The following is a 25942-nucleotide window of genomic DNA, read 5'->3' as shown; positions in this document are numbered from 1 at the left end:
GTACGAACTCGCGCTACGGGACGAACGCGTCAGGACGGCAAGTACGTGAACGGCTCGCCGTCTTCGCGCTCGACGGACAGCAGCCGCCTGAGCTGATCGAGCGCGAACAATTGCTTGCCGTCGGCGGCGGCTTCGTCGATCGCGTCGTCGACCAGTTTGCGCGCACGCGCGAGTATCACCACGCGCTGTCGCGCAATCTCGAGCACCATGCGTCGTTCGAGGCTGTAGTGGCTCGATTGCCGGTCGCTCGAGTGACGCCAGCGTTCGCGCAGTTCGGCCCACGTGACGCGCTCGAACGCCGGCACCGTGCGTACGCGTGCGCCGGCTTGCGCCGGCCCCGGTTGCGCGCGCAATGCGCAGCGCAGCGCTTCGCGAGCGCGCCATTCGTCCGAAAACGGCGCATAGACGTCGCGCGAGCGGCCGATCGGATTGGCGCGTTCGATTTCCTTTTCGAGCAGGTAGGTCAGCCGCCGCAGCGCGGAGCCGTGCGTGAGCATGTCGGGATCGAGCACGCGAATCCGGCGCGATGCGTCGGCGACGTGCGCCTTCAGTTCCCACAGCGTCAGACGCAGATGCTGGACTTCCAGTATCAGGCGCTGCACGTCCGCATAGGTGCACTTCGTCCACCATTCGGTGAGGTCGTTCAGCTTCGGAGGATCGAATGGGGGGAGGATCATTGCCACTGCACAAACACTGTATGGATATACAGTTTAGCGCGCGGTAACATAGCGCCGTCAAGACGAAAAAATGGGGACGGCCGCTCGCATGCCTTGCCGTGCGTTCGCGCACGATCCGACCTTCGACAGCCCGATTCGGCGGCGACCATCGCGAATGGCGATGCGCGGCCGGACACCTCACGCCACCGAGAACGATGACGACCACTTATCCGTTGCACGATGCATTGACCCGCGCCGACGCGGCGTTTCCGGCCGAAGCCGACGTGGTGATCGCCGGCGCCGGCATCATGGGCTGCGCTGCCGCTTACTACTTGGCGCTGCGCGGACTGAAGGCCGTCGTGCTCGACAAGTCGCGCATCGCCGGCCAGCAGTCGACGCGCGCGTGGGGTTTCGTGCGGCAGCAAGGCCGCGAATCCGCCGAAGTGCCGTTGATGATGGCCGGCATGCGGATCTGGGAGGGGCTCGAGCAGACGCTCGGCTTCGACCTCGAGTGGCGCCAGGGCGGCTGCCTGTACATGGCGGACAACGAAGAAGACTGGGCGTCGTTCCAGGCGTGGCTCGCCGTCGCCCGCGAGCACGGGCTCGATACGCGCACCGTCACACGCGCGGAGATCGACGGGCGCGTGAGCGGACTCTCCGCGCACGTGCGCACGCTCGGCGGGCTATATACGGCTTCGGACGGCCAGGCCGAGCCGCGCCGCGTGGCCGCCGCATTCGCCGCGCGCGCGGCCGAAGCCGGCGCGCGTTTCTTCGAAGGCTGCGGCGTGACGGCGATCGAGACGGCCGGCGGCGCGGTGGTCGGCGTCGCGACCGAGCGCGGCACGATCCGCACGCGGCGCGTGATCTGTGCGGCCGGCGCGACCAGCTTCCGGCTGCTCGACGGCGTCGGCATCCGTCTGCCGCAGCACGCCGTGCGCGGTACCTGCATGCGCACCAACGTGCTGCCCGCCGTGTCGGCGTCGACGATCTGGGGGCACGGCCTCGGGATCCGCCAGCGCCGCAACGGTGCGATCAATCTCGCGGACGACATGCAGGTCGACGTCGATCTCACCGTGGGCCATCTGCGCGGCTTGAGCCTGTTCTGGCCGGAATTCTGGTCGCACCGCGAGAAATTCCGGCTGCATCTGAACGGGGCGGCGTGGCGCGACCTCAGCGCACGGGTCCGCGGCACGATCGGGCCGATCGAGCCGCGCGACCCGCAGCCGCAGCCGAATCCTGCGCATGCGCCGCGCGCGCTCGGGAAGCTGAAGGCGATCTTCCCCGCGCTGAAGGACGCGCAGATCGTCGAGGCGTGGGGCGGCCTGATCGACGTGCTGCCCGACGGGATTCCGGTGATCGATGCGCCTGAGGCGCCGTCGGGGCTCGCGATCGCGACCGGCTTCTGCGGGCATGGCTTCGCGATGGGGCCGATCGTCGGCCGGCTGCTCGCCGAATGGATCGACACGGGCGAGCCGTCGCTGGACCTGTCCGCGTTTCGTGCGCGGCGGTTCGTCGACGGAACGATGGTGCGTCCGCGCAGCATGCTGTGACGCGCGTGGGCGCGCACGCTCGCGTCGTAGCCCGTCGTAGCCCGTCGTAGAATCGAGCCCGCATTGTTCAGGAGAATCCCGTTGGCAACGCCTTCCGACCAGCGCCGTTCGTTGCGCTCACGCCTGCGTCGCGCGCGCGAGCCGTGGCAGGCGCCGCGCGTGCGCACGCTGTTCACGCGGCCCGCGACGTCGCCGCGTCGCACGCTGCTGTTTCGTCTCGGCGCGGTGGTCGTGCTGTGCATGCTGGCGTTCCTGGTGCTGTATCTCGACCGTGACGGCCTGCGCGATTCGACCAAGAGCACGCCGATGGGCGTCGCCGATCTCGTGTACTTCACGATGGTCACCGTCGCGACGGTCGGCTATGGCGACATCGTGCCGGTCACGGCGCGAGCGCGGCTGATCGATGCGTTCTTCATCGTGCCGATCCGCATCGGCATCTGGTTCATCTTTCTGGGCACGGCGTATCAGTTCGTGATCCAGCGCGTCATCGAGGAATTCCGCATGAAACGGCTGCAGAAGCAACTGTCCGATCACATCGTCGTGTGCGGATACGGACTGTCGGGTTCGATCGCCGTGCGCGAACTGCTCGAGAGCGGCGTCGACCCGGCGACGATCATCGTGATCGATTCGCAGCAGCAGGCGCTCGAAGCCGCGACGTCGCTCGGCGTGACGGGGCTGCTCGGCGATCCGGCGCACGAGGATCTGCTGCAGCAGGCGCAGGTGCGCGCGGCAAAGGCGGTGATCATCTCGGTGACCGACGATCCGACCGCGATCCTGCTGACGCTGTCGGTGCGCAGCATCGCGCCCGAGACGAAGATCGTCGTCCGGATCCAGGAGAATTTGTACCAGCGTCAGTTGCGGCAGGCGGGCGCGGACGTGATCGTGTCGTCGACGAAGATCGGCGCGCTGTTGCTCGCCGATGCGGTGCACAGCCGTTATATCGTGCCGTTCGTCAACGACATGCTGTCGACGCGCGGCCGGGCGACGCTGGTGGAGCGCACGGCGCTGCCGCATGAGGTGGGATGCATGACGAACGTCGTGCCGGGGGCGATCGTGGTCGGGCTCGATCGCTGCGGGAAGATCCATTCGTTTTATGAGGATCCGCCGTGCCGGATCGAGGCGGGGGATACGCTGGTCGTGATTCAGTCGGCGAGGATTCCGGAGGGGGATGGTTGAGGGATGCTGCCTCTGATTAAATCCAAATTCGCTCGCAAAAAAGATTGAGTTGCACCTTGCGCGCATGAGGTGGCGATGCATGCGCGGTCCAGTAGTGACATTTGGCCCACGGGCGCTGCTTCCGGTTGTTCAACGTGATTGAAGATTTCAACCGCGAAGCCCTTGATATCGAGATCGACTTTTCGCTGCCGTCAGAGCGCGTGAGCCGTGCATGGCGAGGCCCAAAACGCTGCGGTGTGGTAACGCGCCGGAGTCTCTGAGCGCGGCGATTTTCGAATGGGCTCGACAGTACGACATTCGGCTGGACTACAGCCGTCCGTGCAAGACGCAGCAGAACGCATACCTCGAACGATACAACCGAACCGTTCGGTACGAATGCTGCCGGTTTTCCGCTCCCCGCGGATGAGATCGATCGCCTTCGCTGTCGGCACTTCATCGATCTTCACGAATCGATGAGGGTTTATCTGCCGTATCCGCGGACGTTGCAACGACGCGGAAGAAAGATTCATCGATTCCCAATTTCATCTGACGATTTAAACATTTCTCATTACGTCCAACACAATATTTTTCTCATCAGCCAATAAAAAAATTAATTCGCAGTTGATCGTTTGCGAGGGCTGGCAGTCACGCTGACGCGTCCGCGTGGTAGGGCAAGCGAACCGATTTACTCGGCCGTCTTGAGAAATGTCTCCTTGGCCGGCGAGCGCATCAATTACAGTAAGTTTGCAATGTGCCGACATACCGGTAAGAAGCGGAAGAAGAGCACGGGCAGGCGTGTACCTGGGTATCGAGCGACCGGCGATTGTCCGGAACATTTCGTACAGATGGCCCGCACCGCAACGCATCCGAACCGCCCATCGATACGTATACGTTGCAGGAACCGCGCAGCGCAGCCAGCGACAGCAATAAGAGACGAAAAAAACGGGGAATCAGGGAATGATCCAGGCTTGGCAACGGGTACTCAATCAGGGCGCATCGACGTTCGTCGCACGCCAGCCTATCGTCGACCGGGACGGCCGGACCGTCGCCTACGAACTGCTGTTCAGGAACGGCCACACGGCCACCGCCGATGTCGTCGACGGCTTCGGCAGCACCGCACATGTCGTCGAGCGTACCGTGGGTGCGTTGGGCCTCGATACGGTGCTCGCGGGCCTCGACGGATACCTGAATTGCACGTCGCATTTCCTGCACTCCGATGTGCCGCAGATCTTGACCGGTCCGCGATTCGTGCTCGAAGTCCTCGAATCGTGTGAACTCGACGAGTCGCTGAAAAAGCGCTGCAATGCATTGCGCGCAGCCGGCTTTCGCGTGGCGCTCGACGATGTCGCGAAGCTCACGCCCGACATCGTCGCGTTCCTGCCGGCAGTCGACATCGTCAAGCTCGAGTGGCCGGCATTCGACGCGCCGAGCGCGCGCGCGATGGTGGGCGATCTGAAACGCGCCGGCAAGATCGTGGTCGCCGAGAAGATCGATAGCCACGAGCAGTGGCATGCCGCAATCGGCAGCGGCTGCGACATGGTCCAGGGCTTTTACTTCAGCAGACCGCAGGTGATGGAGGCGCGCCGTCTGGTGCCCGACCTGGGGCAACTGGTGGATCTGCTCAACCTGCTGATCGAAGACGCTGGCGATCATCGCGTCATTCACGCGCTATCCGACATGCCCGTGCTGGTGGCGCAGGTTCTGCGCCTCGCCAACTGCTCCGGCAATGTGAATCCGAAGCGCACGGCCATCGCTTCGCTGCATCACGCACTCGCTGCGATCGGCACTACACGGCTATTCCAGTGGTGCAGCCTGCTGCTCTACAACCATCCCGATCCTGAGACGGTCTGTCGAGATCCGCTGATCGCGCTGGCGAGACAACGTGCTTCCTTCATGCTGGACGTCGCGCTCTTCGAGTCCCCGAACGAGACGGCCTTCGCACAGACCGCTTACCTGACCGGCATGCTGTCGCTGTTGCACGTCGTCTACGGCCGGCAACAGGATGAGTTCGCAGAAGAACTGCCGCTCGAGCCGGGTATGAAAGCGGCCCTTACCGGGCGGTCCGGCAAGCTCGGAGAACTGCTTGGCGCCGCCGAGATATTCGAGCGCGGACGGGATTCCACATCGGAGGGGCAAGGACAGAGATAGCCGATGGCACTTCCTTTGCCCGGCACGTCTGCGAAGGCCGAATGCGTCTCGCGGACCACTCGCCGGCCGAAGGAAGTCGCCAGGCGACCCGGAATACCGGGCGCAACTGCAGTGATTTCGATGGCGATCGGATGCGTCGATTTTGCGCTCGATCGCCGGTCGGCTTGATGAGACTAAGTCGTTATATGGAACGTCAAATGGAGAATGGCTTATGAAGTACTTAGTTAACCTGCGCATTGGAACTCGCCTCAGAGTGGGCTTTTGGCATCACGTTGCTGCTGCTGATGGTGACGGGCGGACTTGCCATGTTGCAGGCATCGCGAATTTATGGGGGCACCCGTGAGATCGCCGACAACTGGCTCGTCAGCGTTCAGACATTGGGTGAAATCAGGGCGCTCGCCAACGGTGTCCGGCGGGCTACGCTCCGGTCCGTGCTGGAAAGCGAGGCTTCGGCGAAGAACAGCCAGCGTAGTCAGCACGATGCCGCGCTGGCATCCATGAAAGCTGCGATGGCCAGCTATGAGAAGCTCGTTTCTTCGCCCGAGGAGCGACAGCTTTTCGACAGTATGGGTAAAGCATGGAGCGCATTCCTGGCCTCCGACGCTAAACTTCTGGCGCTGTCGGAATCGGGCGATGCCGGATTTGCTGCGGCCAGATCGCTTGCGACAGGGGAGTCTGCAATGCTGTTCGCGCAGGCATTGACCTCGTCGAGCAAGATGTGAAGCTGAACCGCGCGGGCGCGGGCGTCGCGACGGCCGAAGCGGCAACCAACTATCACTCGACGCTCCTGTTGACCGGTGTGTTGTGCGGCACGGCGCTACTGCTGTCGGTCGCTGTCGCATGGTTGATTACCCGTTCCATCGTCACACCGCTTGGTCGCGCAGTCGGCATCGCGGAGACGGTCGCGCGCGGCGATCTCACGTCCAATATCGAAGTATCCGGTCGCGACGAGACGAGCCAGCTTCTGCTGGCGCTGCGGAATATGAACGCGCGGCTGCAGGACGTGGTGGGGCGCGTGCGCTCGAGCAGCGAAAGCATCGCGTCGGGCTCCGCGCAGATCGCTGCCGGCAACACCGATCTCAGCCAGCGTACCGAGGAGCAGGCGGCCTCGCTCGAGGAAACCGCGGCCAGCATGGAGCAGTTGACGGCGACGGTCAAACAGAACACGGAGAACGCGCGGCAGGGGAACACGCTCGCCGGCAATGCTTCTGAGGTCGCGGTCCGAGGCGGGCAGGTGGTGGCGAAGGTCGTCGATACGATGCACGACATTTCCCACAGCTCGGCAAAGGTCGCTGAAATCATCGCCGTCATCGAGGGCATCGCCTTCCAGACGAACATCCTCGCACTGAACGCGGCCGTTGAGGCAGCCCGGGCCGGCGAGCAAGGTCGGGGCTTTGCCGTGGTGGCGAGCGAAGTGCGGGCGCTTGCGCAGCGAAGTGCTTCGGCGGCCAAGGAGATCAAGGAGCTGATCAGTCAGTCGGTGGCCAAAGTGGAGGCCGGCACGTCTCTCGTCGACAACGCCGGCGCCACGATGAACGAGGTCGTCGTCGCGGTAAAGCGTGTCACCGACCTCATGGGCGAAATTGCGTCGGCGTCGGTCGAGCAGCATACCGGCATCGAGCAGGTCAACCAGGCGGTCATGCAGATGGACGAGGTCACGCAACAGAACGCCGCGCTCGTGGAGGAGGCGTCCGCCGCGGCGCAGTCGATGGCATCGCAGTCGAACACGTTGCGCGAACTGGTTTCGATCTTCCGCCTGCCTGACGGGATGGCGGTTACGGCAAGCCAACCGGAGCGTGCGGCAGAGGTCCAGCCGCGCCCGAAGCCGGCTGTGCGAAAGACGGTTCAACGCAAAACCGAGGCCGCAGTCGTTGCCAATGAAAGCGCTGCGAGCTGGCAGTCGTTCTAGTCCGTGATGTGTTCTGGTTTCTGATGGACCGCCGGCGGGCGCATGCGCCCGCCAGCGTCGTTTCTTGTTGAACGGGGCGCTGTGACTCAGACCAGTAAAAATTGCCGACTTCAAAGTAGAAATTTCCGGCGTGACATTGTCATCGAGACGAGGAGTCACCCCGTGAAAACGGGCAAGTTCACCGAAGAGCAAATCCCCTGCGCGTATTACCGCCAAAGCAGTGGCCGACCATGGCCGCTTAGTTTCTGCTTCTGAATTCCACGTAAAGCGGGGATTATCACGCCAGCCTTCTCCGGGACAGCATTCATCGAATCCCGCTGGCTTCGTTCGCTGCGTGCATTTTCCGACAAATTTCGCCGAGATGGCGTTCCTCGCTTTGCGATTCAGTCCAATCATCTGTCCCGTTCCGAATTCGCGCGATATATACCCGTGCAGTCCGGCGCGAATTCGCGACGCATCGTTCGACCATTTGGGGCGCACTTAAGGTAATCTAACGACGCATGACTACACTCGCCGGTGAGGACAGAGCGGCTTCGCGCGTCACTGGCGGAGCTTCCCCGGCGTGGTGCAACGTGCTTCAGAACGCGCGTGCGGTATCTCTCCGGCAGGAAAGCCGTCGTTTCGCATCAGATTCCCAACCTACGATTGCGACACATGTCTTCTTCAAACTCGATTACGGTTCGAGGCGCGCTGAATTCGGCTGGCGCCGAAGTCGTTCGATCCATGCAATTGCCGTCGGGCATCATCCTGTCAGAATGGACAGGTCATAACACGCTGACCGAATATAAGAGTTCGTCCGAGAACGTGCTGAGCGTCTATTTGTCCGGTGGCGAGAATTGTGCGCAGGTCGATGGCCGGCACATCGTACGCCGAGGCTTTAAAAGCGCGGTCTGTCTGTTCCCGGTCGGCGAAGGCGAATCGCAGTGGCGGATTACCGAGCGCCTCAATTTCCTGCATATTTATTTCGATTTGCCCAATCTGGAGCCCAGTCTGATTCGGTCCTTGCGCCAGCCGGCGGAGGCTTACCGGTTCCGCGAGGTATTCCAGGAGGCGTCCCCCGTCATCAGCGCGGCCGCGACCAGCATCGCGCAGGCCGACTGGAACGACGACACGCTGTCGCTCGGCATCGATAGCCTGATGAGCTGGATTCTGCTGAATGCGATCAGCCGTTACGCGATGGCCGACCTGGAGCGCGTGGATGCGCGCGGCCGGCTGTCGGCGAAGCAGGCCGAGCAGATCCGCGAATATTGCAACGCCAATCTCGGTGAGGCCGTGCGGCTCGAGCATCTTGCCGATCTGGTCAATCTCAGCCGCTATCACTTCCTGCGCAAATTCAAGAACACGTTCGACCGGTCTCCGCACGCATTCTTGACCGAATTGCGGATGCATCGCGCGCACGACCTGCTGAAACATACCGATCACAAGATCATGAGCATCGCACTCGAGTGCGGCTACGCCCAGCACAGCCGGTTCTCCACCGCGTTCAAGCGGCATTACGGCTATTCTCCCGGCGCGGTGCGCGGAAAGTGACAACGCCGACGTCAAGCGACGGTTTTCGCATCGTTGATCAGGCCGGCCAGATCGGGTGACCTCAATTTTCGATGCGAGAGCGCGGGAACGCCAAGTTCGCTCGCGAGACTACGCACCTGCTGCTTGTGCGCGCCCTTCAGGTTGTCATGAAACGCGATCGCATCGACACCGCCCTTGATCGATCGGGCACACGCGAGCAGGTCCGCCAGTCGTTCGGGCGAATCGTAACCGTACGCGACCAGCCAGTGATTGGGCAGCACGTGCGATAGCGCGAGTCCTTGCGTGTCGCCGTAATCGCGCAGCAGTTGCGTGAAGCCGGGCTCGAAGTGGACGCCGCCGATACAGAGCAGCGAGATCGCCGGTCGAGCGATTCGCTCGCCTACCGTCAGCAACGCGCGTGCCAGCACGTCGACGGCATCGGGGCACGCCCAAGCGTCCGCGGTGCTGCCGATTTCCAGATCGATGACCGACGGCTCGACGGCGGAGACCAGGCAACCGGACTGCGCGCCGTAGAGCGGGCCGGACCAGTGCGTGGCTTCCATCCAGGTCGAATACGAATCCAGGCCCGCTTGCTGGCGCGCGTGCTCGACAGCCAGAAACAGGCTGCGTGTGACGGCCGGGTCCACCGGGCTGAACGTTCCGCTTTCCATGTCGCCGGTGGTCTGGATCGTGAAGATCCGGTCGGGCGCGTTTTTCCCTTCATGCCAGTTGACGATCACGATCGCGTCGGCGTCGGCGAAGACGCTGTTCGCCAGCGGGGCGTAGCGCCGATAGTCGTGGCTGAACACGTTGTCGAGTTGCAGGAGGCTGTAGCGCACCGCGCCGGATTGCGTGTGCAGGATGGGGCGTCCGTCCACGACGCCATCGGCGTGCCAGTCGATGCCTGATGCCAGAAGTCGCGCGAGCACGCGCGACGACACCGGGTCCTTGTCGAGATCGGTACAGAATGCCAGGACGATGTGATTCACGGTCGAGCGTTTCCTTGAGGGGCGAGCGAGTTCAGAACAGCAGGAACACGATCGAAGAGGCGGACAGCAGCGCCATGATGCGCTGGAGCGTCTTGCCGTGCAGCATGCGGTGCATCATGAGACCGCATACCGCCCAGATCGAGTTGCACGGGAAGAAAACGATCCCGAGCGTGAGCGACAGGAGCGTCGCGTCGACGTAGGCGTTCCCCGTCAACGGCAGGAACGTCGACGCCGCGCTGGCGCCGAGCAGCCAGATTTTCGGATTGACGATCTGGAGCAGGGCTGCCTCGCCGAACGTGATGGGACGCTCGATCGAGCGGCGTTCGGCGTGTTCGGACTGAGCCGTGTAGAGCTTGTAGGCGAGGTACAGGATGTACGCGGAGCCGACCACCTTGAGTGCGTGTTGCAGCAACGGGTGACGGCTCATCACGCTGAACAGCCCGAGCGCGACGACCATGAACAGGACGACCACGCCGACCGAGATGCCGGTCAGCGATGGCAGCGTACGCCGATAGCCGAATTGCGCGCAGTTGGCGGTCGTCATCAAGTTGTTCGGCCCCGGCGAAATGATCAGCGGGGTCGAGAACAGGATGATCTGCAGCAACTTGCCGACAAGTGCATCGTCAACGTTCATCTAACTGGTCTCCTTGCCGCGATTCGGGCCTGCCGCCAGCCGGCGGCGAATGGCGCCGAGGTGATGCACGAGTTCGACGAGCGGGCCGCGGTCGCGCATGCGATAGGTGGAGCCGACGTTCGGCTGCGGCTCGCTGCTCCATGCGGCGATGTCGGGTTCGCGCTTCAGGCGCGCCACGAGGCTGTCGATTGCGGCTCGTTCGGCGCGCGAATAGAGCGTTTCCGAATTGTCGTCCGCGCAGAACCGAACCGAATGGCGGCTGATGATGGCGCCGGTATCGAGGCCCGCCGACACGCGGTGGATCGTCGTGCTCAGCTTGTCGAGTTCGCCGTGGTGCAGCGCAAAGAAGAAGCAGTGATTGCCTCGGTAGTACGGCAGGTGGCCACCATGGATGTTGATGATGCGGTCGGCCGGGACGAGCGACAGCAAGGCCTCGCCGATCTTCTTGGTGCCCATCACGATATAGACGTCGGAAAGGTCGTCGCGCAGCGCATCGAGCACGGTCGTATCGTTGATCCATGACGTTTCCAGATACCGCACGCCCGCATGACGTCGAAGCGCGTCCCATGTGCGCGGTTCCCGCTCGCGAACGAAGTAGCGCCGCCGGTACGCGTCATAGCCGAACAGCCTGCGTCGCCATTCGTGATAGCGCGTCCACAGATACGCGCGATAGTGGCCGTTGCGCAGCAGGCGCGATGCCTGTTCTCGCCCGGGCTCGACGATGACGCGAACGCGTCCGAACGCGTCGAGGATTTCCGCGGCGAGATACAGATGATGCGGGCCGTCCGAACAAAGCAGTGTGATGTCCGTCATGCTTGCACACTCATGAAGCACCGATCGAGCGCCTGCCTTACCGCTGTCTCGCGCGATTCGCACGATCGCTGGCGTCGGCGCTGCTCCAGCAGGCGGGCGGCGAGTATCGTCAGCGCGGCGTGCGTGTTGCGCGTCGACGGTCCGCCGCCGCCGTCGAGCCGGTCGAACACGTGCGCCCCTTCGAATTCGTCATGGAGACGCCCGAGCAACGCGGCCGCGGCGGAGCCGAGCGGATCCGCTGTGGCATCCGGCGCGGCATCCGGCGGGCTCGACAGTGCACGACCGACCGCCGCGTGGGCGTCCCTGAACGAGGCCATGCGTTGCTGCACCAGCGATTCCGCAACGAGCGTTGCGCCTGCGTTGCCCATGTCGATCGCGCGGCGCGCGGCGCCGGCGTCGAAGCGGATGCCGTCGATCGAATAGACGAGCACGCTCAGCATGTCGATGACGAGTCCGCTCATCTCGCTGACGGTTTCCACCGCAGTGCGACTTGCCTGATAGGAGTTGCCGGTCGGCAGATGCGATAGCGAAGAGAGCGCCGTGGCGCAATGTCCGGCGATGCGATCGTGGCCGAGGCGCAGCCATTCGAGCAGATACGGATTGCGTTTTTGCGGCATGTTGGACGAGCCGCCGTACATGCCGTCGGGCAGCGTGACGATCGCGATTTCGCGCATCGACCAGAGCTGAAGATCCGTCGCGATACGGTTCAGATTGCTGCTCAACTCGGTCAGCAGGCAGGCGCAGCGCAGCGCCGGATTCTTGTCGGTGATCGCGCTCAGCGAGTTGAGCGGCCCCGTCGAGAAGCCGAGCAAAACCGCCGTGCGCCGCGGGTCGGTGACGAACGTGGTGCCCGCACCGGCGCACGCGCCGAGCGCAGAAGAGCCAAGACCGTCGCGCAGCGACGCCAACGCATCGAGCGTGCCGAGCAATATCTCGCACTGCGCGACGAGATAGTGGCCCGCCGACCCCGGCATCGCGGTCTGGTATTGACTGTAGATCGGCAGCAGGACCTCGGCCGAATCCGCGGCGCGTCGTGCGAGCGTCTCGCCGAGATCGACGACGCGCCGCGTGACATGCGACAGCGCCTGACGCACGGTCAGCAGGAGGTGCGTGGCATTGATGTCATTGCGTGAGCGCGCGGCCTGAATCATGCCGCCCGTGTCTCGTCCGCAGCGGTCGATCACGTACTGCTCGTAGTCGAAGTAGTCTCCGCGACCGGAAACATGTTCGCTCAACAATGCCGGATTCGCCTCCAGCGTCGTTACCGCTTCTCGCAGCGAGCGAAACTGTTCCGCGCTGAGAATCCCTTGTTCCCGCAGCATGATCAGATGGGCCTTCTCGATCGCGAGCAGATTGACCGTGAGCTTGCCGAAGCATGGGGGAGAGGATTCGTAGACGATGTCGTGAATCGCGTCGCGGTCGGGAGTCGTCCGCTCCGGATCGTCGTACAGCACGCGCGAACGCTTCCGCAGCGACAGCGCTTTCCGGAGCACCGAGGACGCGCTGCGGCCGACCGAAATCACGTAGCCGGCGCGATCCGAAAAGTCGAACTTGCCGGCGTTGACGCCTTCGTCGCGAAACAGCCCGGCATCCGCGCAGTCGTCCGGAAAATCGATACCGACGTAGCGGCGCCCGACTTCCGGCACGACGAACGCAACGGCGCTGTACAGCGCGGGTGTCGGTACGACGAACTGGCTGCGACGCGACAGATGGCTGCGCACGTACAGGTCGGCGATCGACCACCCATACGCACGTTCCATCAAACGGGGAATCATGCCGCCGGCCAGGCGCGCATTGATCTCGATGATGGTGATCGTGTCGCCGTGGACCTTCAGTTCCGTGTGCGCGGGACCGAACGCGTAACCGACCGCATCGAGCGCCCGCCGCACGGTATCGACGATGCGGGCCTGGGTCATCGCATCGAGGTCGGCAGGCAGGACGTGCGCCAGCTCCAGGAAATGGGGCGGTTTGGTCAGGAACTTGCGTGTGACTGCGAGCACATGGTGTCCGTCGGCGTCGCTGAACGATTCGACGGAGAACTCCGCGCCCGGAATGAAGCGCTGGCAAATGAACGCGCCGCCCGATGTGTCCGGAAAGTCCTGCTCGCGTTCGACAAGGCGCACGCCGATGCTTCCGGTGCCCTGCCTGGGCTTCACGATGACCGGATAGGTCAGCTTGCGCGCGGCATCCGCCGATTCGATCGCCGTCGTGTACGGGTACGGGACGCCATGGTCGCGCAGCGTATCCTGAAGCCGCAACTTGTCCCGGCATAATGCGACGGCCTCCGCGGGCGTGCCAGGCAGGCCCAGGCGCTGCGACAGTCGTGCGGCGTTCTCGATGAACGCGTCGCTCGTCGACGCGATATAACGCACGTCCGGAATCTCGCCGACGACGCGCTCGAGCGCGTCGATAGACTGCGTGTCGCAATCGATCACGCGAACGGCAGGCGACAGTCTCGCGAGAAAGGGATAGCGCGCGCGGTCGCGCACGAGAAAGCAGGTTTCGTCATGGTTCAGCGACGCGTCGAGCAGGCTTTGCCCGAACCCGGTGGTGTTCGATTCGATGTAGACGATCGCCATGATTCATTGAAACCGGTGAATGTCAGAGCGATCCCATTTCATCCACGCCCATTCCGTATTCGCGTCGTACGCGGTGGGGTGCCCGATCTCCACGGGTCGCAGCTGATCGTAGGCCGGGCTGTCGTCGTTGCTGGCGAAGGTCGTGTCGACATAGCGGGAGCCATCGTCCGGGCTCAGGAATACGATGGGTGCATCCGGATATCGGTTGCGCACGAAGCGGACGACGGCAAACGCGGCGCCGGTGGTCGGCCCGCGAAAATGGCCGGTGGCCTTGTAGAGTTTGCGCGTGAAGTGATCGGCGAGTTCGGAGCTGACCCAATGCACGTCGTCGAACAGCATGTGCTTCAGGTTGCCGGGCATGATGGTATTGCCGAGCCCGCGCAACTTGCGCGGGCCGTCGATCTGGCCGAACAGGACGCTGTTGAATGTGTCTACGCCGACGAGCGTGCAATCCGCACCGCCGGCGCGCAGCGCGGCCGCGATCCCGCAGCTCGATCCGCCGGAACCGACCGGTGCGACGAGAATCAGGCGAGGGCCGACGATTTCGAGCAGTTCGCGCGCGATGTTTGCATAAGCGAGCCCGTTGTTCTCGTTGTCGTACTGGCGGCACCAGAAGGCACCTTGCTCGGCGACGAGGATCTCTTGCAGCCGGTCCAGTCGTGCCTTCTGGTATCCCTGGCTGCCCTTCTTGTCCGTGACGATTTCAACCCGGCCGCCCAGCATTTCGAGCTGGCGTTTGAACGCCGGATCGATCGCGGGATCGCCGATCGCCACGAACGGATGGTTCAGGCGGTTGCATACGATGGCCATCCCGAGCGCAAAGTTGCCGCTCGACGTTTCCACCACGGTCTTGCCCGGCTGCAGGTCGCCGCGATCGCGCGCCTTGCTGATGATGTAATGGGCCGGCACGATCTTCATCGCTTTGAACGACACCATGTGCAAGGCTTGCCCGATCGGAAACAGCACGGCGTCCCGCATCGCATCCAGCGACGATTCGTATTGAAGCATGTACGATTCCTATACCGTTGTGTATTGAATGGATTCGATTCGACGGACCTGCAGGCGCGCTTGGGCATAGGCGGCCGCGGTCGCCGTTTCGGGAGCGTTCGCGTCGTAGAGCAGCCCGACGCACGTGCCGGAATGGGTCGCGACGAGGCCGAGCGCGTCGGTCTCGGCGCGCAGCTTGCGCAGGACGTCGATGTGCGGATGAGGATTGAATGCCTGCGACAACTGGCAGCTGCGCGTCGCGATCTCGCCGAGCTCGCGCAGGTCCTGGGCGCGAACCGCCGCTTTCATCCGCATCAGCATGCCGCGATATTCGTCGCGCACTTCCGCGGACGGATCGCGTTTCTTCCGGTTGAACTCGATCGTGTCGCATTCGCCGCCGCGATCGGCGCTGACGATCACGAGCGCGGGGGTCTTGCCGAGTCGCTCGTCGAGCTTTACCTCGCGGTGATAGAACGACACGACGCCGTCGTACATCACGCCGTCCGTCGGTTCGATGGCGCGCAGGATCGACTCGATGGTCTCGGGCGCCGGTGTTCGGCCGTACGCGTATGCGGCCGCACGGATCGCCGCGACCATGTCGGCGGACGAACTCGCCAGCCCCTTGCCGACCGCGAACATCGACTTGAAATGCAGCATGCCGCCCGGTGGCAGCCCGTGCAGGCGCAGATAGTCCTGAACCGCGCGACATGCCTTGGTCTTGAATCCGACATCCACGGCAACGCGATCGGCGCCGGTGATCTCGAACTCGACGACGCTCTTCAGGTTGACCGGCAACGTGACCAGGAAATGTCGATTGTCCGGCAACACGCCCTGCATCAGCTCGCCGAACGTTCCGTGACATTCGCCTCTGGGGAAAAGCGACAGGAACGCGTCGTTTCGTAGCGCATCGTCTTGCTCTGACAGAACGGCCATTTTCTCCTCTCGGAATGAAGGCAAATCGTGATGTCGAGCCCAGAGCATAGCGACGGCCGCTCGTCCGCTTCTTTATGAAAATTGCGCACTAGTATCGAAATGTTGCTCAGCCGCGCGTGGCGGCGCGAGCCGGATCGATTGAAAAACGCGTGCGGCCGGAGCGGATTCCGTCTCGCCAAAAGCGCCGACGAAGCGCTTCGGATCCTTGCTGGGTATGGGTTTGAGGCCGGGTGAGCCGTGCAGCGTCAGGGACGCTGAGATCGCGCGGCGATGCCGGTGGCGTGGCGAGCTCGAGCGAGTCGACCGCTCTTTACGTACGCGGCCGGTGCGGGATAGAGTGTTTCCACCACGGAAGACGGCGTGCCCACTCTCGTTGCAACGAGGCGGTGCGCACGGCATCCGTCATTGCCCGAGTTTCGTCGAAGTCGACATCGCACGATCGAACATGGATCGGACCGCCGTGTCGATGCGTAGTTATCCGATTCAATTCAATCGAAGCTTCGTTTGCGGCGTCGACGCGTCGACGGGTTTTGACTTTCGAGTCAGGACGCGTCGGTTCGCGGGCACGCGGAAATCACTCAACCATTCTGGAAACGTGAAATGGAAACGGTATTCGCTGGCCGGTTTATGACATTCGACGGACAAGGCGTCGACAGGCGCATGACGCTGCGCGAGGCCGCCGAGTGCGTGCGGGATCGGGAAGTTGCCGTGGCATTGCTGGATGTGGTCGGCCCCGACGAAATCGATGCATGGTGGAACGATCGCGGCTTCCCCGATTTGCGCAACCACCAGTACCACCGCGCGCTGAACGCAACCGGGATAACGCTCGGTCAGCTTCAGCGCTCCCATCCCGAATCGTTGGTGAGCAATATCGCCGAGTACTTCGGCCATGCCGGCGTCGCGAATATCCCGATGCGCGACACGCGCTTCATTCAGTTGTTCATGAAGGAGCTGGGCGCGGAAACGCTCCAGTTCGGCAACTGGAGTCAATTCATGCTGGCGACGAAGCGCGAATATCCGCCTTTCGAAGGCGATCCGTTCAGCTTCGCGCCGCACTGCGACTGCATCGACTTCGGGCGCGACGTCGAACGGTGGCCGTTCCGGCTCAATCTCGAGCAGCTGGGCGCCTTCATCACGATACAGAAGGCCGAGAACGAAGCGGGCTTCGTTCTGTGGAACATCCGCCCGGAATCGCGTCGCCAGCTCGACCAGTGGGCCGAAGAGTATGCGCAGCACAAGACGCTGGGCGTGCTCGACGGGGTCGATGCGCTGACGGTGCGGCCACGCAGCGGTCAGCTGTGTGTCTTCAATAGCCGCAATCTGCATGCGGTCGAGCGCTGCTCGTCGCTGCGCCGAACGATCGGCACGTTCCTCGTGTATCACGAGGCGGGCTGGAAACTACTGCACTAGTCCGGTCGACGTCCATCACGCCCGCTCGTCCATCGCAAGATGCATCCAGTCTCGACGAAAACCCTGTCTATGTACGAATCGTTCATTACCGCGTCCGATGGAAAGCAGCTGCGCGTACTGCATGGCGACTGGCTTGAAACGAGGCCGTTCCTGACGTTGATACTTCCGTTCGGGCTTCGCGTCGATGCCGCGCGCACGCTGTTCGCGCTGTTGGCGAGCGAATTCAATGTGCTCACCTGGCAAGGGCGCTCGTTGTGCGATCGGCCCCTCGCGCCGCACGAGAGCGGAATGACGCCGGAGGCGCATGTTCGGGACATGTGCTCGGTGCTGGACGCATTTGACGTGCGCAAGACGGACGTCGTCGGGTTTTGCTCGGGCGCCGGCATCGCGCTCGTCGCCGCAACCATCGAGGGACATCGCATCGATCGTCTCGCGCTGGTTTGCGGAGAGTACATGCTGAGCCCCACGGTCTGCCCGCAATCGAATTTTCAACGGGAAGTCGACAGCCTGTTGCCGCTGGCGGCGCAAAGCCTGAATCATGCGGCCGCCTTGTGCGAGAAGCTCACGGCGAGCCGCGTGCGCGCGCCGGCCAGGACCGAATTCGACGAGGAGGTTCTCGTGCCGTTCTCGTCGGCTGCACGTCTGCATCGCCACGGGTTGAATTACCTGACGTATCGCGGCACCGATTTCATGGCGTTGGCCGGCGGCGTACCGCACCCGACGCGGCTGATCTCGACCGACCGCGACGAACAGGTGAGTGCCGCCAGCTCGCGGGTCATTGCGGCGCTGTTGCGCAATGCCGAGCAACACGTCGTGGTGCCGGGCGATCACTACGAGATCCTGCGGGGCAGGAACGCGGTCAACGATTCGATCGTCGAGTTCCTTGGCGGTAGAGGAGCGGCATGACGACGTGCGCCTTGGTTCGCTACGGACGATTCGTCGGTCCCGAAGCGAGTGTCTGTTTGATGTCGAGCCGGCAGGACTGGAGATGAGCATACTCGAGCGATTCGGACAGATGGTCCGGCGTCATGCCGAGCACACCGCGCTTGCCGCGGAAAGTGCGCGGTACACCTACGCGCAACTTGACGCGCTGTCCGATCGGTTGGCGGCGCGCCTCGCCCGATCCGGCGTTACCGCGGGTTCGCCGGTCGTGCTGCTGTTGCCGCGTTCGCCCGGCGCAGTGATTGCGATGATTGCCGTGCTGAAGGCCGGCGCCTACTACGTTCCGGTCGATCCGGCCGGCCCGGCCTCGGTGCTGAACGAGCAGCTGCGCGAACTCGGTGCGCGCGTCGCACTGACGTTGCCCGAGTCCGTCGCGCAGGTGAGATCCGATCTGGATCTCGCCGGCATCGCGCTTGTCGAGATCGGGCGCGATGGGGTCTTGCCGGACCGGCGCGACGGCGCGCAGACGAGCGCACCCGTGCAGGCGCCGACGCCGATCTCGCCGGCCTACGCGATGTTTACCTCCGGCAGCACGGGCAAGCCGAAGGGCGTACTGGTGCCGCATCAGGCGGTCCACCGTCTGGTCGTCGAGACGAACTACATCGCGCTGAGTCCGCACGATCGTGTGCTGCAGATGGCGCCGATCACGTTCGACGCATCGACGTTCGAAATATGGGGAGCGCTGCTCAACGGCGCGACGCTGGTGGTCGAGGAATCGCCGGTGCTCGATCTGAACGCGCTGGGCCGTCTGTTGCGCGACGAGCGCGTGACGGTCATGTGGTTGACGGCTGCGCTGTTCCATCTGGTGGTGCGCAATCGGCTGCCGCTGCTATCGGAACTTCGCGTGCTCCTCGCGGGCGGCGACGTGGTCCAGGCCGACGCGGTCGCACGCGTGCTCGCCGCATTTCCCTCGCTGACCGTGATCAACGGATACGGACCGACGGAAAACACGACATTTACCTGCTGCCATGTGATGACGGCCGCTGCACCGCCGGTCGCGACGGTGCCCATCGGCAGGCCGGTCACCGGTACCACGGTATGCGTGCTCGACGCGAGCGGGCAGCCGGTACGCCCGGGCGAGGTGGGCGAGCTCTATGCGGGCGGTATCGGCCTCGCGCTCGGTTATCTGAACGATCCGGAGAGAACGAGGGCCGTGTTCGTCGACGATCCGCACGGCCGGGATCACAAGCTTTACCGGACGGGCGATCTCGTGCGGGAAGGCCACGGCGGCGCCTACGAATTCATCGGTCGCGTCGACAGGCAAGTGAAGATACGCGGCTATCGCGTATCGGTCGAACAGGTGCAGCAGGTGCTCGCGACGGCCGACGACGTCGAGGACGCGATTGTCGACGTCGGACGCGACGAGCTGGGGGAAAAGCGTCTCGTCGCGTTCGTGCAGTCGTCGCGGGATCCCGCCGAGGTCAGGGCGGCCGTCCGGCGCCACCTCGGGCGACATCTGGCGAGCTACATGATTCCCGACGTAATCGAAGTGCAAGTGGCGCTGCCGTTGACCGTCAATGGCAAGGTCAACCGGCGGAGCCTGATGAGTTCGCAGGAGAACCGCAATACCGGAGATGAACATGAGCGAATCGCTGCAATTCAAGGAACCCATTCGGAAACGACTGGCCGAGTTGTTGAAGGATCGTGAGATCGGCGACGACGACGACTTTTTCGACCTGGGCGCCAGTTCGCTGTCGATCGTCGAGCTGCAAGTCAAGATCGAGGAGGATCTGGGCGTGACCGTACCCACGGCCAAGCTGATGCTGGCGCCGACGCTGGCCGGCTGGACCGGGCTTTATCGAGCGGCAGCCGTTGCCGCAACCGCCGTAGAGAAATAGCGCAAAGCGACTCAACCGAGAGGATCGACATGACGCAGTTTTCACTGACTCCAGACGAACTTGCCCGATTCCGTGCACAGGGCTTTTTCGGGCCGTTTCGCGTGTACTCGCCCGACGAGGCGCGCGAGCGCTACAGGGCGATTCGCGCCGAGCTGTTCGACAGGGAACACGCCATCTACGATCTGCCGGCGACGAGCCCGATCGCCAATTACGATCGTCACCTCGACGTGAACCTGCTCAGCGAGCACATCGGCCGGCGCGAGATCGTCGATCGCGTCGCGAGCATGCTCGGGCCGGACCTGTTGTGCTGGCGATCGGAGATGTTTCCGAAGTACCCGGGCGACGAGGGGACGGACTGGCATCAGGCCGATACGTTCGCGCATGCATCGGGCGCGCCGCAGATAGTCTGGCCTGGCGAAAGCCGTTTCGGCGGGGCGATTACCGCCTGGACCGCGTTCACCGATGCGACCGAGGAGAACGGCTGTCTGCGCTTCATTCCCGGCACGCACGAGGAAATGTTCTACGACGAGTCGAAGAAGATGGCCTACGACGCTTCGAAGATCAATACCCAGGAGAAGGACGGGATCAAGCGCGGGTTTTTCGGTTACGACTACCGCTCCCTTCAGAAGGATCCGTCGTGGAAGCCGGATGAGTCGCAGGCGGTGTCGATCACGATGCAGGCCGGCGAGTGCGTGATCTTCTGGTCCACGCTGATGCATTCGTCGTTTCCGAATTCGACGGCCGACGTGACGCGGCTCGGCTACGCGAGCCGCTACGTTCCGACCGGCGTGAAGGTGTATCCGGATACGAACGTCGTCGAGGAGTACGGCAGCGCCATTTCGCTCGACAAGTATGGCGTCGTGCTGGTCTCGGGTGAGGACCATTACGGTCACAACCGGCGCGCGCTCAGCAATGCGCGAGGGCGGGCGTTTGCTTTCGACGACCGCGGCTGACGGCCGACGGCTCGATACCAGCGATATCCGGATCGTCGCCGCGCGCGCGGCGACGGCGGTGGCGATCCGATTCACGTGATGGAGTGAACATGCAGACAACCAGGGCACTCGTGAAGCGCCTGTTTTCCGAAGCGCTCGGCGTCGAGCACGTCGCGGCCGATGCGGACTTCTTCGTGCTCGGCGGCGGGTCGCTGGCCGCGGCGGTGCTGGTCACGAAGGTCGAGCAGGCGTGCGGTATCGAAGTGTCGTTGCTGGACTTCATGAATCATTCGACGGTCGACGGTTTCGCCGCGGTCGTCGAACAACGGCTGAGCAACGTCGCATGAGTCACGCAGCCTGCTTGTCGAACCCGATGGACGTAACGCGCGGCGCGATCGACGCGAACGGCATCGAGATTCATTATTTGAGGCAAGGCAGCGGCCCGCTGGTCATCTGCTCGCACGGCTTTCCGGACCATGCGCGCTCGTTCCTGCCTTTGCTCGCCGAGCTGGCGCACGCGGGTTTCACGGCCGTCGCACCGTACCTGCGCGGCTACGCGCCGTCCGGCACCGCCCCGGCGGATCAGTACCACACCTGCTACATGGCGCATGACCTGCGCGCGTTGATCGACGCGCTGGGTGTCGAACAGGCGATCCTGGTCGGGCACGACTGGGGCGCACAGGCGTCCATTGCGGCGGCCATTCTGTTTCCGGAGCGCGTCACGAAGCTGGTGGCGCTCGGATGGAGCCGTCCCGACGCGGCGCAGCGGCTGCACTACGACTACCTGAAAGGCATCTGGCACACGTTCTTCTTTCAGTCGCCGTCGGCCGAGCAGGTGCTGGCCCACGACGATTTCGCGTTCATCGAGGCGTGGTGGCGCGATGCTTCGCGCAACTGGGACGTGCCGCGGGACATCGTCGAAGCGGTCAAGACCACGTTTCGCCAGCCAGGCGTGCTCGACGCGGCGCTCGCGCAATACCGCTGTCGCCATGTCGCGCTGCGCGACCCGGAGCGTCGTGAACAGCAGGCCCGCATCGCCGCCGGGCCGGTCACCGTGCCGACGCTCCTGATGCACGGCACTCACGATCGCGAAGGGCGTCTCGAAGCATTTTCCGGTGACGGCGTGCCGGAATATTTTTCAGCGACGCTCACGCGCGAGATCGTCGACGGGGCCGGGCATTTCCTTCACCTTGAAAAGCCGGCCGACGTGAACCGATCGATCATCGACTTCATTGTGGCGCGATCATGAACAGGATTCATTTGCCGGACATCCGCGTCGACGATTTCGCCGAGCAAGACATCGGCCCTTGTCTCGACTACTGGTATCGGTCGCCGCCGGCGCTGATGGAGTCGATGAACGTCGACGTCGACAAGCTGCCGAGCGAGCAACGCATGCGCGAGTTGCTGACGATTCTGGTACGGCGGGCATGCGGCGGTGTCGCGCCTGCGCCGATATTGACGATCCGTCACATGGGTGAGGCGATCGGCGTCCACGAGCTGACGCACCTCGACCCGGGGCGCAGTGCCGTGATGCACGCCCATATCTGGCAGGCCCGATACCGCGGCGCCGGCATCGGACCGGTGTCGTATCTGGCAGCCATGCGCATCTTCTTCGATCGATTCGATCTGGAGAGCATCCGCTTCGAGACGCCTGCCGAAAACGTTTCGGCGCAGCGCGTCAAAAGCAAGCTCGGGATCGAGCCGCACGGCGAGGGCGTCATCGACATGCCGATGCTGCGCAATCCCGTTAAAACGGTCAGCTATCGCGTGCTGCGCGCAGAACTCGACGCCATCGAGAAATTCGTCAGATCGACCGCACGCTGATCTCGATTCGCCGGCAGCGCGTGCTGTCTTCGTAACGCCGTTGAAATGTCCGTCAGGGGGACCTCATGTCGTTTGCTCTTGCATCAGGAATCGAACAATTCAAGCCGCTGGCCGTCGCCGCGTATATTCTCGCGCTCTCGATTACGCCTGGCCCGAACAACGTGATGCTTGCCGCGTCCGGCGCGAACTTCGGATTCGTGCGCACGTTACCGCATTTGCTGGGCATTACGGTGGGCGCAACCGTTCTGGTCGCGCTGAGTGCGACCGGGCTCGGGGTCGTGTTCACCGAATATCCGGCGGCAAGACTGGCGTTGTTCGTGGTTGGCGCGCTCTATCTGGCATACCTCGCGTTCAAGATCGCGAACGCCGGGCGGCCCGCGGCCAAGGACGCGCAAACGAAGCCCTTTTCGTTCGTTCAGGCCGCGACGTTCCAGTTCGTCAATCCGAAAACCTGGCTGATGGCCGCGAACCTGATCATTCTGTTCTCGGTCGACGGTCAGGGCTTCATTTCATCGGTAATCGGAATCTGCATATTGATGGTGGCGATCAATTTTCCGGCCGTGTCGGTGTGGGCCGCGCTCGGCGTCGGGATGCAGAAGCTGCTGCATACCGATCGTGCGCGCGTGATCTATAACCGCACGATGGCGCTGCTGCTGCTCGCATGCGTGCCGTTGCTGTTCTGGAAATAGGCGCGCGCGGATATGCCCGTCATGCCCGAAACCACGCGGCTTCCCCGCGGTATCGTGTCCTTTCCCACCGACGGGCACGCGGACGCCCGGATTTTCTGTCTGCCCTACGCGGGCGGCAGTGCCTCGATCTTCGCCGGCTGGCGACACGCGCTGCCCGCGAGCCTCGAAGTCTGTGCGATCGAATTGCCCGGGCGCGGCAGCCGATTTGCCGAACCGGCGCTGACGCATATGGATGCCGTGGTCGACGAGCTGGTTCGCATGGTCGGCGACTGTCCGCCTGCGCCGTTCGCGTTGTTCGGCCACAGCATGGGGGCCGTCGTGGCGGCTGAGCTGGCACGTCGGCTGGTCGAGCTCGGGCGGCCTCCGATCGCCCTCGTCGCGTCGGCATGTGCCGCGCCGCACCTGCCGATTCGGCGTGAGCACGTGCTGCATTTGCTGCCGCGCGACGCGCTGATCGAAGCGTTGATCCATCTCGACGGGCTGCCGCCCATTGCGCGCGAGCGCAGGGATTTCCTCGATACCTTCATGCCGACGATTCGCGCCGACCTGCAGTGCCGGGAAACCTGGCGCAGCACGCCGCACGATCTGCGCATACCGGTCCACGTGCTGACCGGCGCGGACGACGGGCTGGTATCGGAAGCGGATGCGCTGGCGTGGCACGCCTTCACGTCGACGGAGTTTTCGATACGTCGTTTCGACGGCGGACATTTTTTTATCCATTCGGCAATGCAAGCCGTACTGGATCACCTGGCTGCGATCGTCCAGCATTCGCTGGCGCTTCGTCACGGCGAATCCGTTGCGCCGGCACGCCATGCGTGTGCGCCCGATCACGACAGAGGGATGAAGTGACGCATCTAGAAAATTGGCAGATCCGCAAGGCCGCGATTTCCGCATCGGGCGGCATCGTCGTGAGCCAGCACTACAAGGCATCGAGCATCGGCGCGGCGGTGCTGGAGGACGGCGGCAACGCGGTCGATGCCGCGATAGCCGCGAGTTTCGCGATCGGCGTGCTCGAACCGTGGCAAAGCGGGTTGGGCGGCGTCGGGCATATGGTCGTTGCGCCGGCCGGCCGAACTGCATTCAGCATCGACTTCGCAGCGAGAGCGCCGTTGGCGCTCGAAGCCGACGACTATCGCCTGACCGGAGAACCGGCGCGGGGCATGTTCGGGTGGCCCGCGGTCGTCGACGACCGCAATCTGGAAGGTCCGTTCTCGATCGGCGTTCCGGGGCAGGTCGCCGGCATGACGCTGGCACATCGCGAATGCGGCTCGTTGCCGTGGCGGCGGCTGGTGGAGCCGGCGGTTCGTTGCGCGCGGGAAGGACTCGAAATCGATTGGTACTTGACCTTGAAGATCGCGTCCGTTGCCGCGGGGCTCGCACGTTATCCGGGAAGCAGTGCATGCTATCTGCGGGACGGACACGCGCCTGCGTCGGACTGGGCGGGCGCGGCATCGCCGATCGTGCTGGAGGATCAGGCGGCCACGCTGGAGGCGATTGCCGAGCGCGGCGGCGACGATTTCTATCGTGGTGCGCTCGCTCACCGAATCGCCGCCGATTTCGCAACCGTGGGGTCGCGTCTGAGCTTCGACGATCTCGCCGCGTATCGGGCCGAAATCACGCCGATCGAAGCGCTGCGCTACCGCGATGCATCCATCCTGACCTCATCGGCGCTCACGGCAGGACCGGCGCTGACGCGCGCGCTGTCCCTGTTCGCGCGGCAAGCGGACGCCGACGGGACGGCACGTCCGGACGCGCGATTCTTCTCGCGCATCGCCGACGCGTTGACGCAGACCTATGCCGAGCGGATCGGCGGCGCGGCGCCGGGCGACGATGCGCGACGCGGGACGTGCACGACGCATATCAGTGTCGTCGATCGACACGGCAACGCGGTCGCGCTGACCCAGACGCTGTTGTCGATGTTCGGCTCCAGAGTGACGTTGCCGCATACGGGGATCGTCATGAATAATGCCGTCATGTGGTTCGATCCGCGACCGGGGAAGGCCAACTCGATCATGCCGGGCGCCGTGCCGCTGTCGAACATGTGCCCGACGGTGGTCAAGCGCGCGACGGGGGACGTACTGGCGCTCGGTGCGTCGGGTGGCCGACGGATAATGCCGGCCGTCATGCAACTCGTCGCGTATCTGGTCGATTGCGGCATGTCGATCGAGGACGCGATTCACTTCCCGCGTGTCGATGCGAGCGGCGACCCGTGGGTCACGATCGACGATCGCTTCGACGCATCGGTTGCGCAGGCCATCGGAGCGGCTCACGAAGTCAGGCGGGCCGCCAATCTCGTCGCACCCAATCTGTTCGGTTGCCCCAACGTCGTCCTGCGCAATGGCCAAACCCGCCAGCTGACCGGGGGCGCCTTCGTCTCGTCCCCGTGGTCGGCGGCGGTGGCCGAGCGCGACGCACATTGAGGCGGCCGCGATTCAGTTCACGTCC

Annotated in this window: 23 protein-coding genes and 2 pseudogenes; 17 read left to right on the top strand and 8 right to left on the bottom strand. The window is 63.8% G+C overall.

What is annotated here, in order from left to right:
* Positions 1-29 precede the first annotated feature (29 nt).
* Positions 30-677 (bottom strand): hypothetical protein, encoded by a 648-nt coding sequence (locus tag MBR110_RS19700; protein ID WP_045577885.1) that lies wholly within the window; start codon positions 675-677, stop codon positions 30-32.
* A 194-nt stretch (positions 678-871) separates the two neighbouring features.
* On the opposite strand from MBR110_RS19700, the gene MBR110_RS19695 reads away from it, so the two are divergent.
* The 6 genes and pseudogenes from MBR110_RS19695 (at position 872) to MBR110_RS19670 (ending at position 8948) form a co-directional block, all read left to right on the top strand.
* Positions 872-2206, top strand: a complete 1335-nt coding sequence (locus tag MBR110_RS19695) for an NAD(P)/FAD-dependent oxidoreductase (protein WP_034195208.1) — start codon at positions 872-874, stop codon at positions 2204-2206.
* An 81-nt stretch (positions 2207-2287) separates the two neighbouring features.
* Positions 2288-3382, top strand: coding sequence for a potassium channel family protein (locus MBR110_RS19690; protein ID WP_011882450.1), 1095 nt, complete (start codon positions 2288-2290; stop codon positions 3380-3382).
* 101 nt (positions 3383-3483) lie between these two features.
* Positions 3484-3758 (top strand): annotated as a pseudogene (locus MBR110_RS32200) (IS3 family transposase); the annotation flags it as partial.
* Between the two features lie 560 nt (positions 3759-4318).
* Positions 4319-5509 carry an EAL and HDOD domain-containing protein gene (locus MBR110_RS19680; protein ID WP_011882448.1) on the top strand — a complete coding sequence of 397 codons (1191 nt, stop codon included), beginning with the start codon at positions 4319-4321 and terminating at the stop codon, positions 5507-5509.
* 211 nt (positions 5510-5720) lie between these two features.
* A pseudogene (locus MBR110_RS32525) lies at positions 5721-7418 on the top strand (methyl-accepting chemotaxis protein).
* Between the two features lie 654 nt (positions 7419-8072).
* The gene (locus MBR110_RS19670) at positions 8073-8948 is read left to right on the top strand and encodes a helix-turn-helix transcriptional regulator (RefSeq protein WP_046423489.1); all 876 of its coding nucleotides are present in this window, start codon (positions 8073-8075) and stop codon (positions 8946-8948) included.
* A gap of 11 nt (positions 8949-8959) precedes the next feature.
* Here the strand turns inward: MBR110_RS19670 and MBR110_RS19665 are convergent, their stop codons facing one another.
* The 7 genes from MBR110_RS19665 to MBR110_RS32185 all read right to left on the bottom strand — a co-directional run bounded on the left by MBR110_RS19665 (position 8960) and on the right by MBR110_RS32185 (position 16711).
* Entirely contained in the window at positions 8960-9868 is a 909-nt protein-coding gene (locus tag MBR110_RS19665; protein WP_258569992.1) for a D-aminoacyl-tRNA deacylase, read from the bottom strand.
* Positions 9869-9947: 79 nt separating this feature from the next.
* Positions 9948-10550, bottom strand: a complete 603-nt coding sequence (locus MBR110_RS19660; RefSeq protein WP_011882443.1) for a LysE family translocator — start codon at positions 10548-10550, stop codon at positions 9948-9950.
* Positions 10551-11363, bottom strand: a complete 813-nt coding sequence (locus MBR110_RS19655; RefSeq protein WP_034195176.1) for a formyl transferase — start codon at positions 11361-11363, stop codon at positions 10551-10553.
* Complete coding sequence (locus tag MBR110_RS19650; RefSeq protein ID WP_181709496.1) at positions 11360-13942, bottom strand: lyase family protein; 2583 nt, start codon at positions 13940-13942, stop codon at positions 11360-11362. The genes MBR110_RS19655 and MBR110_RS19650 overlap by 4 nt, the downstream gene beginning before the upstream one ends.
* Before the next feature lie 3 nt (positions 13943-13945).
* Positions 13946-14920: a PLP-dependent cysteine synthase family protein gene (locus MBR110_RS19645; RefSeq protein ID WP_258569991.1), complete on the bottom strand. Its 975-nt coding sequence runs from the start codon at positions 14918-14920 to the stop codon at positions 13946-13948.
* A gap of 39 nt (positions 14921-14959) precedes the next feature.
* Positions 14960-15862 carry a GHMP family kinase ATP-binding protein gene (locus MBR110_RS19640; RefSeq protein ID WP_011882439.1) on the bottom strand — a complete coding sequence of 301 codons (903 nt, stop codon included), beginning with the start codon at positions 15860-15862 and terminating at the stop codon, positions 14960-14962.
* A gap of 483 nt (positions 15863-16345) precedes the next feature.
* Positions 16346-16711, bottom strand: coding sequence for a hypothetical protein (locus tag MBR110_RS32185; RefSeq protein ID WP_258569990.1), 366 nt, complete (start codon positions 16709-16711; stop codon positions 16346-16348).
* A 12-nt stretch (positions 16712-16723) separates the two neighbouring features.
* Here MBR110_RS32185 and MBR110_RS19635 point away from each other — a divergent pair, with 12 nt between their 5' ends.
* From MBR110_RS19635 to MBR110_RS19585, 11 genes are all read left to right on the top strand, one after another.
* A complete protein-coding gene (locus tag MBR110_RS19635) occupies positions 16724-17272 on the top strand; it encodes a hypothetical protein (RefSeq protein ID WP_224022606.1) in 549 nt (182 codons plus the stop codon).
* Between the two features lie 69 nt (positions 17273-17341).
* A complete protein-coding gene (locus MBR110_RS19630; protein ID WP_069240307.1) occupies positions 17342-18178 on the top strand; it encodes an alpha/beta fold hydrolase in 837 nt (278 codons plus the stop codon).
* An 82-nt stretch (positions 18179-18260) separates the two neighbouring features.
* Complete coding sequence (locus tag MBR110_RS19625; RefSeq protein WP_059463126.1) at positions 18261-19862, top strand: amino acid adenylation domain-containing protein; 1602 nt, start codon at positions 18261-18263, stop codon at positions 19860-19862.
* Positions 19795-20052: an acyl carrier protein gene (locus MBR110_RS19620; RefSeq protein WP_034195170.1), complete on the top strand. Its 258-nt coding sequence runs from the start codon at positions 19795-19797 to the stop codon at positions 20050-20052. Before MBR110_RS19625 ends, MBR110_RS19620 begins: the two co-directional genes overlap by 68 nt.
* A 29-nt stretch (positions 20053-20081) precedes the next feature.
* Positions 20082-21005, top strand: a complete 924-nt coding sequence (locus MBR110_RS19615) for a chlorinating enzyme (RefSeq protein WP_011882434.1) — start codon at positions 20082-20084, stop codon at positions 21003-21005.
* Between the two features lie 89 nt (positions 21006-21094).
* Complete coding sequence (locus tag MBR110_RS19610; RefSeq protein WP_011882433.1) at positions 21095-21331, top strand: phosphopantetheine-binding protein; 237 nt, start codon at positions 21095-21097, stop codon at positions 21329-21331.
* The gene (locus MBR110_RS19605; RefSeq protein WP_181709494.1) at positions 21328-22233 is read left to right on the top strand and encodes an alpha/beta fold hydrolase; all 906 of its coding nucleotides are present in this window, start codon (positions 21328-21330) and stop codon (positions 22231-22233) included. The genes MBR110_RS19610 and MBR110_RS19605 overlap by 4 nt, the downstream gene beginning before the upstream one ends.
* A gap of 104 nt (positions 22234-22337) precedes the next feature.
* On the top strand, positions 22338-22808 hold the full coding sequence (locus MBR110_RS19600; protein ID WP_230939021.1) for a GNAT family N-acetyltransferase: 471 nt from the start codon (positions 22338-22340) through the stop codon (positions 22806-22808).
* A gap of 65 nt (positions 22809-22873) precedes the next feature.
* The gene (locus MBR110_RS19595) at positions 22874-23497 is read left to right on the top strand and encodes a LysE family translocator (protein ID WP_011882430.1); all 624 of its coding nucleotides are present in this window, start codon (positions 22874-22876) and stop codon (positions 23495-23497) included.
* 21 nt (positions 23498-23518) lie between these two features.
* Positions 23519-24346: a thioesterase II family protein gene (locus tag MBR110_RS19590; protein WP_014725218.1), complete on the top strand. Its 828-nt coding sequence runs from the start codon at positions 23519-23521 to the stop codon at positions 24344-24346.
* A gap of 98 nt (positions 24347-24444) precedes the next feature.
* The gene (locus tag MBR110_RS19585; protein ID WP_258569988.1) at positions 24445-25917 is read left to right on the top strand and encodes a gamma-glutamyltransferase; all 1473 of its coding nucleotides are present in this window, start codon (positions 24445-24447) and stop codon (positions 25915-25917) included.
* The last annotated feature ends 25 nt before the right edge of the window (positions 25918-25942 follow it).

The organism is Burkholderia sp. MBR-1 (genome assembly GCF_013822785.1).
Taxonomy (GTDB): Bacteria; Pseudomonadota; Gammaproteobacteria; order Burkholderiales; family Burkholderiaceae; genus Burkholderia; species Burkholderia vietnamiensis.
The sequence above is the reverse complement of the archived record's forward strand: the minus strand, read 5'-3'. Positions and strand labels throughout refer to the sequence as shown.